The 12,499-nt window shown below is 66.8% G+C and carries 13 protein-coding genes and 3 pseudogenes; 12 read left to right on the top strand and 4 right to left on the bottom strand.

Features of this window, described 5'->3' with window-relative positions; genetic code table 11:
- Positions 1-56: 56 nt before the first annotated feature.
- The 5 genes and pseudogenes from VIU94_RS44880 to VIU94_RS02040 form a co-directional block, all read left to right on the top strand.
- Positions 57-413 (top strand): annotated as a pseudogene (locus VIU94_RS44880) (hypothetical protein); the annotation flags it as partial.
- Between the two features lie 576 nt (positions 414-989).
- A complete protein-coding gene (locus VIU94_RS02055; protein ID WP_331906850.1) occupies positions 990-1,481 on the top strand; it encodes a DUF4279 domain-containing protein in 492 nt (163 codons plus the stop codon).
- A gap of 1,531 nt (positions 1,482-3,012) precedes the next feature.
- Positions 3,013-3,169: pseudogene (locus VIU94_RS02050) on the top strand (IS110 family transposase); the annotation flags it as partial.
- Positions 3,170-3,194: 25 nt separating this feature from the next.
- Complete coding sequence (locus VIU94_RS02045) at positions 3,195-3,701, top strand: hypothetical protein (protein WP_331906848.1); 507 nt, start codon at positions 3,195-3,197, stop codon at positions 3,699-3,701.
- Positions 3,702-3,808: 107 nt separating this feature from the next.
- Complete coding sequence (locus VIU94_RS02040) at positions 3,809-4,393, top strand: GNAT family N-acetyltransferase (protein ID WP_331906846.1); 585 nt, start codon at positions 3,809-3,811, stop codon at positions 4,391-4,393.
- Here the strand turns inward: VIU94_RS02040 and VIU94_RS02035 are convergent.
- Entirely contained in the window at positions 4,390-4,788 is a 399-nt protein-coding gene (locus VIU94_RS02035) for a hypothetical protein (RefSeq protein WP_331906844.1), read from the bottom strand. The two genes, VIU94_RS02040 and VIU94_RS02035, sit on opposite strands and share 4 nt — an antisense overlap.
- Entirely contained in the window at positions 4,785-4,931 is a 147-nt protein-coding gene (locus VIU94_RS02030; RefSeq protein ID WP_414720868.1) for a hypothetical protein, read from the bottom strand. The genes VIU94_RS02035 and VIU94_RS02030 overlap by 4 nt, the downstream gene beginning before the upstream one ends.
- A 269-nt stretch (positions 4,932-5,200) precedes the next feature.
- On the opposite strand from VIU94_RS02030, the gene VIU94_RS02025 reads away from it, so the two are divergent.
- The 4 genes and pseudogenes from VIU94_RS02025 to VIU94_RS02010 form a co-directional block, all read left to right on the top strand.
- On the top strand, positions 5,201-6,529 hold the full coding sequence (locus tag VIU94_RS02025; RefSeq protein ID WP_331906842.1) for a transposase: 1,329 nt from the start codon (positions 5,201-5,203) through the stop codon (positions 6,527-6,529).
- Positions 6,530-6,809: 280 nt separating this feature from the next.
- Positions 6,810-7,961 (top strand): HEAT repeat domain-containing protein, encoded by a 1,152-nt coding sequence (locus tag VIU94_RS02020; RefSeq protein WP_331906840.1) that lies wholly within the window; start codon positions 6,810-6,812, stop codon positions 7,959-7,961.
- A gap of 119 nt (positions 7,962-8,080) precedes the next feature.
- Entirely contained in the window at positions 8,081-8,263 is a 183-nt protein-coding gene (locus tag VIU94_RS02015; protein WP_331906838.1) for a hypothetical protein, read from the top strand.
- A gap of 404 nt (positions 8,264-8,667) precedes the next feature.
- Positions 8,668-8,838: pseudogene (locus tag VIU94_RS02010) on the top strand (ATP-binding protein); the annotation flags it as partial.
- A 107-nt stretch (positions 8,839-8,945) separates the two neighbouring features.
- Here the strand turns inward: VIU94_RS02010 and VIU94_RS02005 are convergent.
- A complete protein-coding gene (locus VIU94_RS02005) occupies positions 8,946-9,491 on the bottom strand; it encodes a GNAT family N-acetyltransferase (protein ID WP_331906836.1) in 546 nt (181 codons plus the stop codon).
- Positions 9,492-9,759: 268 nt separating this feature from the next.
- Here VIU94_RS02005 and VIU94_RS02000 point away from each other — a divergent pair, with 268 nt between their 5' ends.
- From VIU94_RS02000 to VIU94_RS01990, 3 genes are all read left to right on the top strand, one after another.
- On the top strand, positions 9,760-11,115 hold the full coding sequence (locus VIU94_RS02000; protein ID WP_331906834.1) for an ISL3 family transposase: 1,356 nt from the start codon (positions 9,760-9,762) through the stop codon (positions 11,113-11,115).
- Positions 11,081-11,404 carry a transposase gene (locus tag VIU94_RS01995; protein ID WP_331906832.1) on the top strand — a complete coding sequence of 108 codons (324 nt, stop codon included), beginning with the start codon at positions 11,081-11,083 and terminating at the stop codon, positions 11,402-11,404. The genes VIU94_RS02000 and VIU94_RS01995 overlap by 35 nt, the downstream gene beginning before the upstream one ends.
- Positions 11,405-11,592: 188 nt before the next feature.
- Positions 11,593-11,874 (top strand): hypothetical protein, encoded by a 282-nt coding sequence (locus VIU94_RS01990; RefSeq protein ID WP_331906830.1) that lies wholly within the window; start codon positions 11,593-11,595, stop codon positions 11,872-11,874.
- Positions 11,875-12,030: 156 nt separating this feature from the next.
- Here VIU94_RS01990 and VIU94_RS01985 read toward each other — a convergent pair.
- On the bottom strand, positions 12,031-12,499 hold a 469-nt coding region (locus VIU94_RS01985; protein ID WP_331906828.1), incomplete at its 5' end, for a hypothetical protein.

The following is a 12,499-nucleotide window of genomic DNA, read 5'->3' as shown; positions in this document are numbered from 1 at the left end:
CGGCTCGCATCCCACCGGCTCGAGGCGGGAAGACCGGGCCTCCGCGCTGACTGAACCTGCCCGTCGTCGCCTTCTTCGACGGCGATGCCCCCACCCGTCACCGCTGGGTTCTGGCCCGGCGGAGCCTGGCACGACCGGAAGGGATCGCCTCCTACTTCGCCTACGCCGGCCTCGCCGCCGACGCCGCAAAGGGGGCCGCAGGAACGACCCCACCAGCAGAATCGCCGCACTCACCGCGGCTGAGATCCGTCGGCTCCTGGAGCATTTCCTGCCCCGGCCCCGGAACCCGACAAAGACCTCGAGATCGGGCACTGAACTGGTCCCACTGGCGCGGACGACACCAAGCCATTGCCCAACGCAGCCACGACAACAGAAGAACCAGCTCAGGACACGAACCGCTGCTGGAGCACTGAGCGGTTGCTGAAACTTCGCAGCCACTCCACGGGCGTCCCCGTCGCCGCGACAGGCGGCCACTTCCCCAGCACCGGCGCGAGCCGACTTCAACTGCCCGAAGGGGTCCGCCTGGTCCACGACAGCCTGCACAGCTGAGCACCTGTCGGCGAACGCGAGTCATAGGGACGGAGTGCCCTTACCGGAGACGGCAAGCGCGGTGCCGGACGATACGTCACTGCGCTTGCCGGCGGGCCCCAGTGCTGCCGCCGCGTAGGGCGGCTGGTTGAGGTGCCAGCGCGCAGGATAGGGGGCGGCCTCCCGGCCTCGTCATTGACCACCCCCAAGGATCGGCCGGCCTCCTGCCATGTCCGTGTGCGTCGCTGTGCCAGTGGAGCTGAGCGCCACCGAGCGCCACCGGCTGAAGAAGATGGCCTACGGCCATAAGGCTTCCCATTGGAGAAGTCAAGGCAGCTCGGGAGTCCGCTGCGGGTAGCGGAGTCGTTCCTCAGATGCTTTGACCATGGCCCCACTGGGGCGTCGGGACTCACTCTCAGTCAGGCGAGTGGGGGTGAAGGGTGAACGCGTATTCTCCGGGGATGCCTCTCCACCAGTACGTCTACTTCGCTCTGTCCAGCCGACGCACTACTGCGCAGGAGATAACTGATGCGCTGGGTATCGAGCCTGATGAGACGAAAGTGGTCAACCCGCGCGGTCTCCCTGTTGACCCGGCGAATCCGTTCTGTCAGATCTGGAAGGTCGTGTGCAGGGAACCGGGCCTGGGCGTAGACGAACAGATCGCGCACGTCCTGGGCCGTCTCCGGCCAAAGACCGACCGCATAGCCGAGCTCATGAAGCAGTTCAACAGTGCAGAAGACGAAGAAGAGCCGGGCCTCGAAGCCCGGCTGGAGGTCGTGCGCTATTTCAACGACGACGAGCAGCAGGACGAGACCGGGCAGCCGGAGGAGAGAGACAAGCGCAACCTCTTCGGCTGGGCGCTGGACCGCGAAGCAATCGCTTTTCTTGCCGCTACTGGGGCGTTTCTGGACGTCGACGAGTACGACATGACCCCTTCCCCGCCCTCGGACTGAAGGCCGACGAGGATCTGGCATCCGTGGTCAACGTCACGAGACCTGCGAATGTGCCCGCCTACTCTGGCTTTGTCGGTCAGTAGCGGGCTCTGGCACAGATCTTGGGGAGTCGTCGCTGAGCGTTACCTCGGTGTTCGAGGATGCGGGAGCATCTGAGCCTCGGATCCGTGCCTGTTGATCTGTCCCACGAATTCCGGCAGTGATCAGGCGATGGTGACGTCTCGTGCATGGACCCGTGCTGGGTCGAGGTGGACTTCGTACGCGGTGTAACACTCGCTGATCTCTGTTCCCACTGCAGCGCCGCAAGGGCACAGCCGATTCAGCCCGCCCTGGCCATGCAGCCCGCAGCAGCCTCCGTGATCTCCTTCAAGGTCGGGCAGCAGGTCTGGCGCGTCGTTGGGATGGAGAACGATCGTATTTCGGGGGCCTGCGGACGTGAGGAACCCGTCGCCGTCTGGATCGGCAACAGCCGGACCTCCAGGAAATACTGCGACGCATTCGTCCGTGGGAAGAAGCGGGGCGCCCCATGGCTCGGGCTCCAGAGCATAGAACCCCTGGTTCATGGTGGCCGGGGCCCGGCGATACCCGTCGGGTCCGATGCGTCCGTCGAACTCGGGCCTGACCAGCGTCTCGGACAGCTGCACAGTCCTGGTCAGAGGGCGAGCGCAGGCGGCACACACAAAAGTGATCACACGAAGTTCTAGCCCGCTGAACCCGCCTCAGCAAGAGTCTGCTTCCGTACTACTGCAGCAGGATCATCTTCCGCAGCAGGTGGAAGCCGGCTCGGCCGTAGAGTTGCCGCTTGATCTTCTTGATGCGGTTCACAGCTCCCTCGATGCTGCCCGAGCTCCAGTCCATGGTGAGGCCGGGCAGTCACAGCGCCGAGGTCCCGGACTAGGTGGAGTGCGAAACCCGTGAGCCCGGGCAGCCGGCTGGCGTGGACAGCATCGATCCAGGCAGGGAGCGTGGCACCGAGGCGGCCGCTGAGCGCCTCGCCGAAGTCGCGGACATGGCCGGCGGCCGTGCCCGGTTCGGGGCAGCGGGCCAGGACGTCTTTCAGACCGACGCGATCCTCCTCGCTCAGGGCGGCGGGATGCCGGGTGAGCCAGCCGGTCACTTGCCGTACCGTCGGCGGCCGCGGCGGTGCGGGGGACGGAGTCCCGCGCAAGGCGGCGATGTGGGCTCGGATGCCATAGGTGACGGGAGCCTGCTCAGCGACCAGCTCGCCGTGGAGTTGAGTGACACTGGTGCATCCCTCGGCGAATCGCCGTTCGAGGTAGGACTTGTAGGGATCGAGCCTGCTGGGCCGGGGCCGGTTGTCGCGGATCGTGTCCTGCCAGCGTGCGGCGTTCGCGTACCGGAGGACGGTGTTGAGGCCCCAGCCCAGGTGCCGGGCGATCGCCCAGCGTGAGTGACCCTGGGCGAGCATCTCGTGGACCAGGGCGTGTGCTGCCTTCATGCGCTCGGCCCGCCGGCCGACAGGTTCCGCGTCGTTCTGAGGCCGATCGGAAGACGTTCGGGTGTACTCCTTCCAAACTCCCGGACCTTCTACGACCGCAGACGAGCCGAGGGAAGACGACACACGCAGGCCGTGATCGCCCTCGCCTGCCGCCGCGCCAACGCGCTGGGCCCTGATCCGAGACCGGCGGCTCTACGAAGTTGCCCCACCACCGTCCACGCTGCTCTGACCTGGTCCTGGAGTCGTGTCGGTGGGTGTTGACCAACACTTCGCACCCGATGGAGAACGAAGGGGTCGGTGCCGACGGGCTGGTTGAGGCGGTCGTCCTGCAGATACCCCGGACCGTCCTGCCTCTGCGGTCGGACAGAGCGGACCGCCTTCTTGGGCAGCGCATCCCCGCGAGCCGGGGAACTGCGGCGATCCTCGCCGACTTTTTCGGCACGCTGCTCAGCTACGGCCCGCGATGCGGCGGTGAGGAGATCAACCGCCTGGGACCCGTCACGCTCGATCTGGCCACCGCCGGCCTTGCCCAGCAATTGGGAGCGCTGGACGAGGCGTCGGCCGAGGCCCGCGCACAAGTGATGCGGCAGCGCATCAATGCATTCATCAAGCACAACCCCGGGGATCCGGAGCTGACGCCTCAGAGGTCGTTGAGTCCGTTTCTAGTAGTGACCTCGCCCGGATTGGGTGAGGAAGCCTTGGCGGGCGAGGCGGCTGTGGGTGACGTTCATGTCTGGGTCGTCGGTGGGCAGGCCGAGTAGTCGTGCCGTGCACGATCTCCTGGTAAGGGGAGCCCTGGTCGTGAGGATCGGACCGGGATCGGATATTCGGTGTTCTGTCCGCTCCATGAGGACACAAGATGGTGCGCATGACTTTGGCCACCCCCATACTGCACACTGCTCGCCTGCGACTGCGCCCCTTCACCGACGCCGACGCGGACCTGCTCTTCGCCCTGCACAGCAGCACCTACGTGATGCGCTACTGGGACTCCCCGCCGTGGAACGAACGGGCCCGCGCCGAACGCTTCATCGACATGTGCCGGAAGATGGCGGACGAAGGCACCGGGGCCCGGGTGGCCATCGACCGCGCTTCTGACGGGGCCTTCGTCGGCTGGTGCGGTCTGACCGGATGGAACCCGGACTACCGCAGCGCGTCGTTGGGCTATGTCCTCGACGAAGCGATGTGGGGACACGGCTACGCGACGGAGGCCGCGCACGCCTTGCTGCAGTGGGCATTCGACACACTGGACCTGAATCGAGTTCAGGCCGAGACCGATACGCGCAACGTGGCATCTGCCCGGGTCCTGGAGAAGATCGGATTCATGCGTGAAGGGACGTTGCGGGAGGACTGCGTCGTGAACGGCGAGGTATCCGACTCGTGGGTGTTCGGGTTGATCAGGCGAGAGTGGCGGCCGGCGGCCGTGCCGATTCCAGCCCGCGATGAGCGGCGTTAAGTCCGTCTCTGGTAGAGGCCGCGTCCAGGTTGAGTGAGGAAGCCTTGACCGGTGAGGCGTCCAAGGCGGCTGCGGGTGACGTTCATGGCCGGGTCGTCGGTGGGCATGCCGAGGAGTTCGTGTAGATCACGGACCCGGAACGCCTTATCGGGGTGGGTGTTGAAGGCGTTCAGGATGACCTGGTAGGCGGTGGTCGATTCAGGCGGTTCGGATTCGGTCCCCGTCGGGGCGAGTTCCGCAAGGACCTTCCGGGTCGTGACAAGGTCCGCCAGACGCGCCTCGCCCTCGGCCAGAGCAGCATGCAAGTGCTCGATCTGCTCGCGCAGTTCGCCAGCCCGGGTGGCGGCCGCGTCCTGCCGGATCTGGAGATCTGCCAGGAGTTCGACGACGTTCACGCGGCCGCCACGAAGCCATCGCGCCAGGCTGGTGCAGGCGTGGTGAGGCGGCGGGCCATGTTCGCGGTGGATGCCCAGTAGATGCGCGAGGGGGCGGCGTCGGGCCGGTGGTCGTACTCGCGGGCGAGACGCCGGTGCAACATCAACGTGCTGGCTTTGTTGGCGAGTTCCGAGAACGCTTGTCGCTCAGCGGCAAGAACGCGCCGTTCCGTGGAACGCTCATGTCGCTGAGTTTTGGGTTCTGGCACAGATCTTGGGGAGCGGTCACGGAGCGTGTTCTCAGTGTTCGATTGTGTAGGGCGGACGGGTTAGCGACGGCGTACGCTTCGCTGCCGGAGGCTCTCCAGTGACGCTCCATCAGGTCTGAGGAGCCCTCTGCCGCAGTTAACTGCGACCCGCGACGGTACTGCTCATGCGGACCGAATCATTCTGGGAGTCGATGGTCATCCACTGCGTGGGCGACGTTGGCATTGAGGCTGTCTCGACGAGTTCGGGCATCGTCGAGGTTCTGGCGCGAGGCAGGGCCGGAGGAGCCGTGTGCCCGGACTGCAGGTCCTACTCGGATCGGGTGCACGGCACCTATCAGCGCAGGTTGAAGGACCTCCCGCTCGGCGAGCGATGCGTCTTGATCAGGCTCACGGTGCGTCGATTCATATGTGGACGGGACGGCTGTTCGCGCCGCACGTTCGCCGAGCCGTTTGCGCAGTTGGCGGGGCCGTACCAGCGCTTCACGGGCCGCCTCAACCGCGAGTCCCACCGCGTGGTCGACGTATTGCCGACCCGCGAAGCCGGCCCCCTGGCGGTCTGGCTGACCGATCACCAGGGTGTGGAGATCATCTGCCGCGACCGCGCCGGCGCCTACGCAGAGGCCGCCCGGCGCGGTGCACCCGATGCCGTGCAGGTCGCCGACCGGTTCCATCTCTGGCAGGGCCTGGGCCGCGCGGTGGAGACCTGTGTAGCCGCCGCCCACCGAGACTGCCTTCGGCTGCCCACTCCGGCGGGCTCGACGAGGACCACCCCACCACACCCGACCACCACGGACCCCGTAGGCCGACGGGTCGAGCGTAAGAAGGCTGCGCACGCTTTGGTCCACGAACTCCGCGCCCAAGGCCTGTCGCGCCGGGCTGTCGCCCGACACCTGGGCTGGGGCCTGAACACCGTCCTGCGGTACGCGGCTGCCGAACGCTGCCAGGACACATACCGAGGGAACCTGCCCAGACCAAGCCGGCTGGACCCGTTCAAGCCCTACCTGGACAGCCGGTTCGCCGCAGGCTGCACCAACGTCACCCAACTTCACGGCGAACTGGTCGCCCGGGGCGCCCCGGTCACTTACGCCATGGTCCGCGCCCACATCGCCACGCTGCGCACAGTTCCGGCCGGCGCACGTCCCCGACCACCCTCGGTACGACAGGTGACCGGCTGGCTCACCCGCCACCCCGCCGCTCTGAACGCGCAAGACCGTGCCGAGCTCAAGGAGGTCTTGGCCCGCTGTCCCGAACTGGACGCGACGGCCGCCCACCTCCGAGACTTCGGCGAGATCCTCACCAACCGCCTCGGTGCCAGGCTGCCGGACTGGATCAAGGCAGTCGACGCCAGCCAGCTGCCTGGCCTGACCGGCTTCGCGCTCCATCTCCTGCGAGACCTCGACGCCGTGACCGCCGGCCTCACCCTGGAGTGGAGCTCCGGCAGCGTCGAAGGAGCCGTCAACCGAATCAAAAAGATCAAGAGGCAGCTCTACTGACGAGCCGGGTTCGGCCTCCTTCAGAAGATGATCCTGCTCCAGTAGCACTCCGCCGCCCCTTTGGGACCGCACTGTCAATGATCAAGTAATTCCCCACGATCTACATGATCAGCGTCAGGTACCTCCCCACCCTGGCGGTCACGATTTCCCAGGGGACGCTGACCGTTGATGGTGCTCGTAACAAAAAAACTGCCGGAGTAATGCCGAGATGATCTGGCATCCGACCGACCGCGAGGAAAAGCCGTTGGCTGTCGGTGTTCCCTGCTGGAAGGATCCTGGGATGACCGACCACCGTGACGCCGTCCTCCGCCTGTGGGGTCGCCAGCTCTACGAGCGTCAGGGCGAGCCACTCGCCTGGGCGGAGGCGGTCCTGGAGGCCACCGGTCGCCCGCCGACCGCCGTCACCGCGGCGATGTCCGGCCGACTCGACGCCCTCGCTGATTCCCCATCGGACCGCGCATGGCTGCTTTTCCGTACGGTCGCCAAGCTGGCCGCGAACCTGCGGGGTGACGGCCGCTACGACGCGGACGTCGGCACCCGAATCGGCCCATTGGCCCTGTTGTTGGGCGAGCTCGAACCACCGCTCGCCGGCCCGCTCGGGGACGCACTCGGCCACCCGCCGGACGGGCCGACATCCCTCGTCACCGTCCACGCCGCCGAATTGAGCCGGAACCGCACGATCCGGCTGCGGGCGATCGACGCCCTGCTGGAGTGGGCCGAGCTCGGCCATCCGCAGGCCCGGGCGGCCCTGTCCGAGGTCGCCTCCGACCACCGGACGCAGGATGTCATCGTCTGGACCAAGGCACTCAACCGGATCGCCCTGTTCGGCGACGCGAGCGTCGAACCAGGCCTACTGCGCGCGCTCACCGACACCGGGCACCGCGGGGTGCGGTGGTCGGCGCTTGCCTGTGCCGAACTCGGTTTCCGCCGGGCCGTTCCGCTGATCACCGCCCTGCTGGAGCATCCCGATCCGATGGTCCGCGACGGTGCCTGCGAGGCGCTCGGCCTCCTTGAGGAACACGCCGCCGTGCCCGCCCTGACAGCCCGGCTGAACGACGAGACCAACTGGGTACGCAGCAGGGCCGCCCTGGCGCTCAGCCAAATCGGCGGCGACCGGGCACTCGCTGTGCTCTGGCAGGCCATGATGGAACGCCGGAACCCGAAGGCCAGTCATCTCGCCTCAGCGATTGCTGCCTTCGGCCCTCCGGTGGTGGACGACCTGATCGCCCTCACCACCGATCCCGACCCGGACCTCCGAGCACTGGCCTGCCGCGCTCTCGGCTTCACCGCCGACGACCGGGCCCTGCCAGCACTGGAACGCCTCGCCGCCCACGACCTCGCCAGAACCACTCTCGGCGGCCTCGTGGCAACCGCCGCCAAGCAGGGACTGCGGACCGCGCACCGAATTCGCGCGCGCACCGCATCGACCTGAGCTGGACGCTCGTCTCGACTGACGTTCACTCTGAACCCCGTCGGTCGACCTGACCGTACAGCGGCGGAGCGTGAGACGGTGAGGAACTTTCCGACCGTCGACAGCGCGACCGTTGGGCTGTGGCATGGAGCGAAGCGGAGTACCTCGACTGCCTGCATTCAGAGCGGCGCGGCTACGCGTGGGCCATGCAGCATCATGGTGGGTTGTCTCCAGAAGAAGCCGGGAAAGCCGCCCTAAAGCGGTATCCGTACAAGCCCGCCGAAGCGGCCGATCGAGGACTGATCTTTCACGACGAGGCCTAGCACTGGGCGATGCTGGCGATCCACGGCGATCGGTACGAGGCGGATCATCCCGAGCTTGTTCATCCGTCACCTGACTACCTAGCCCTCGAATAGCCATCCCGTGAGCAGATTCGAACGTCCATAACTCTCTGCGACTGCTCCCCAAGATCTGTGCCAGAACCCTGTAGTGACGTCACTTGTCGATGGGTTTGGGAGGCGCACCGATCCACGGTCGGGTGATGTTGATGAGTTTGGGAGGCGCCGGGTCTCTTGCCAGGGCAGCATCGGGATGCTCTTGGTGAAAGGTGCTGGTCATGCCGCAGATGTCGAAGGTCGAGCGGTACGCGGCGATCCGGCGTGACCATCGCGGCGGCATGTCGATGCGGGAGCTGGAGCGCAAGCACGGCGTGACCTGGCGGACAGTGCGGTCCAACGAGTCCTTCGGCGGCTGGACCAAGACCTTCACGGATCCGCGTCTCTGCGCGGCCATCGTCGACCGCCTCACCTTCAACGGCACCATCATCGAAACCGGCACCGACTCCTACCGCCTCGCCAGCACCCGAGCCCGAGCCGAAGAACCCGCCAGGGTCAGCTGATACAGGCACTCACTCGACGGCGCCCGTCAGCCCTCATGGGCGGCGGGCCGTCCCGCATTCGCCTCTCGCTCGACCCCACCAAACGGTGCCACAGACGCGAGCCGGCCTCACAACGACGCGGGCTCAGGATCCGTTACCAGGCGGGCATGAAGTTCCACGTCGAAGCGGACACCGTCGTATTCGAGCTTCTGTCGTTGCCGTCCCTCCACCGCGAAGCCGGCAGCGCGAGCTACTCCGCATGAGGCGGGATTATTCAACCGGTGCCCAAGCTCCAGCCGGAAGAGTTCCGCATCGTCGAAAGCCCAGCGGGCCACAGCACGGCAGGCACGGGAACCTATGCCCCGGCCACGAGCCGTTGCCGTCGTCCAGTAGGACACCCATCCAGTGGCATGACGCCGATCCACCCGGCCGACACACACCTGGCCGAGAACGAGGCCACCGCCATCGACGACGGCGAAGGAATAGGCCGAGTCCGCAGCCCACTGATCACCACGAGCCGTTATCCACCGCTCGGCAGCCTGGACAGAATCAACCAGCTCGCTGGACTGGCTGTGCATGAGCGGATCCGCGAACGCGGTCATCACCGCCCTGGCGTCCTCGGTCTTCCATCTCCGCAGCACCAGGCCAGAGGAGGCATCTACACGATCTTGCACGACGCGAGTCTTCCGCAGCAGGCATCGCCTGTCACGTCGGTTTCCCCAGCAGCCGACAACCCCCGCCAAGGAGCCGGACTCTTCTGACCGCGCCTGTCAGGACCACAAGCCAGCCTCCACCGCAGATAGTGCCGTCATTTCTCGGTTCTGGCACAGACCTTGGGGAGTCGTCGCGGAGCGTTACCTTGACGTTCGATTGTGAGGAGACGGGTTCGTGTGAGACGGCGTACGCCTTGTCGTCCCACGGACAGAATTGACGCTCCCTCAGGTGTCTGCCGATCGCTGCTGCGGTCGGTTGTGGACGGTGATGGTGCTGGTCATGCAGACCGATGCACCGTTCTGGGGCTCACTGGTGTTCGAGGGGATCGATGAAGTGGATGTCGAGGCGGTGACCGCCGCGTTCGGCACGGTCGAGGTGGTGGCGATAGGCCGCGCGGCCGGGGCTGCGTGTCCGGACTGTGGCCGGTTCTCGGGACGGGTCCACGACCGATACCAGCGCAGGCTGAGGGACCTTCCACTCGCTGAGCAGGGCTTCGTGATCCGGCTGACGGTCCGGCGCTTCATCTGCGGAGCGGCGGACTGCCCGCGCCGGACGTTCGCCGAGCCGTTCTCCCGGCTGGCCGCCCCGCACGCACGGTTCACCACGCGGCTCAACCGTGCCCTGGAGCGGGTGGGGCTCGCGCTGGCCGGGCGGGCCGGCGCCCGGCTGGGCTTCGGAGCTGGCCGGATGACCTTGTTGCGCAGGGTCATGGCATTGCCCGATCCCGCGTTCAGCACGCCGCGTGTGCTGGGCGTGGACGACTTCGCGATCCGTCGCGGCCAGACGTACTCCACGGTCTTGACCAGCGTCGAAGACCATCGCGTGGTCGATGTGCTCCCGACGCGTGAAGCCGGACCTCTGGCCGCGTGGCTTGTCCGTCAGCCCGGCGTGGAGATCATCTGCCGGGACCGGGCGGGCGCCTATGCCGAGGGTGCCCGGCGCGGTGCCCCTGATGCTCTGCAGGTCGCTGACCGGTTCCATCTGTGGCAGGGCCTCGGCCGCGCCGTGGAGACCTGCGTCGCCGCCCATCGCGACTGCCTGAGCAATCCTTCGCCCAGTGGCATCCTGCCGGAGGCCACCCGGCTGGCTTCCGGTCTGCCGCAGGACGACTCGATGCCCGTCGGCCGGCGGGCCGAGCGGAAGAAGGCAGCACATGCCCTGGTCCACGAGCTTCTTGCTCAAGGTCACTCACGCCGGGCGATTGCACGGCACCTGGGTTGGGGCCTCAACACCGCGCTCAGATACGCAAACGCGGCGAACTGGCAGGACACCATCCTCGAAAACCGGCCCCGCCCCAGCAGACTGGACCCCTACAAGCTCTACCTGGAGCGACGCTTCGCCGCGGGATGCACCAGCGTCACCCAGCTCCACAGCGAACTCGTCGCCGACAACGCGCCCGTCACCTACCAGATGGTCCGCGCCCACATCGCCACCCTCCGCGGGACTCCCGCAGGCACGCCACCCCGACCTCCGACGGTGCGTCAGGTGACCGGCTGGCTCACCCGACACCCCACTGCGCTGAGCGAGGAAGACCGGGCCGGCCTGAAAGATGTCCCTGAAGGATGTCCTTGCGCGCTGCCCTGAACTGGACACAGCCGCCGGACACGTCCGCGACTTCGGCGAGATACTCACCGACCGCCTCGGCTCCACACTCCGCACCTGGATCGACGCAGTCGATGACAGCCAGCTCCCCGGTCTCACCGGCTTCGCGCTCCACCTTCTGCGGGACCTTGCCGCCGTGATAGCTGGGCTCACTCTCGACTGGAGCTCCGGCAGCATCGAGGGCGCCGTTAACCGCATCAAGAAGATCAAGCGCCAGCTCTACGGCCGAGCCGGATTTGAACTCCTCCGCAAGATGATCCTGCTCCAATAACACTGCACGAGCAGCCGCCCACCCGTGGCAGGATGGCCTCATGTTGATCCGAAAGGGCGATGCCGCGTAGGCGTCCCAAGGCCGTCCGCGCAGAGCGGTGGCGGCCACGGTGGCAGTGTTCGGTCCTGAGAGTCCGCGGTGTCTCCGCGGGGACTCGTGCAGCGATCCGCCGGGTCGAAGACCAGGAGATGTGGCCCAACGCGGTCGCCAATGCGCTCTCGTGTTTCGAGCGAGCTTTTAACCAGCCGGGACTCTACCTGGACGCCTCCGAGTTCGAATCGCCCGGGGTGGGAGATGCCCGTGATGACCTCGAGTGGGCGATGCGGCACCTTCCTCCCGGAGCGCAACGGGACTTGGGCCGACTGATCACACGGATCGATGAGGAATTCGAGCGCCGCACCCTGCCCGACCCCAACAATATTGAGTTGGCAGTGTTCGGCTGGTGGTGGACCAGAATGCGAGAGCGCTGACGGGCCCCGGACCCGCGCCCTCAATCGAACGACACCGTCACCCTCCGCGACCACTCCCCAAGATCCGTGCCAGAACCGAGTTTTGGAAGCGCCCGGATGCTTGCTTCGGCCGGGTCGTTGTGCGTCGCCTGACGACGGGAGCCAGCCAGCCCGCCGTCAGGGACGACAGGCCCCGCAGGCGTGGCTGTCGATTGCTGCCGCTAGGTCGCGGGCCGCTGCTCGCACCGCGGGATCCCCGTCGGTGGTCAGTGTGTTCACCGTGGTCCTGCCGCTGAGTACGGCTTGGTGAGCTGCGTGCTGCACGTCGATCTTCGGAGGGTTGCCATGGTTGAGGACCGCCTGCAGCAGTTCGATCACGCTGGGCCGGCTGGTGACGCTGTCCGTCACTGCGAGATCCCACAGGAACGGAACCGCCGCGACGGTCGCGTCGAAGACAGCCAGCTCACCAAGCCACAGCGCGAGATCACTCAAGGCCTCGGCACTCGTCCTGGCGTCGCCCCACGCCACCCGCGACAGTCGGCCTGGAACGTCTTGTGCGGATCCGTAGGCATGCGTCAGCTCGTGCCACCGAACGCGGCTCATGCCCTTGAGGATCGTCCCCACCAAGCCCCCCAGTCCTGCTGCC

It is taken from the genome of Streptomyces sp. (assembly GCF_036566765.1).
In the GTDB taxonomy this organism is placed as follows: Bacteria; Actinomycetota; Actinomycetes; order Streptomycetales; family Streptomycetaceae; genus Streptomyces.
Note: the sequence above shows the minus strand (reverse complement) of the source record. Positions and strands in the feature narration are given on the sequence as shown.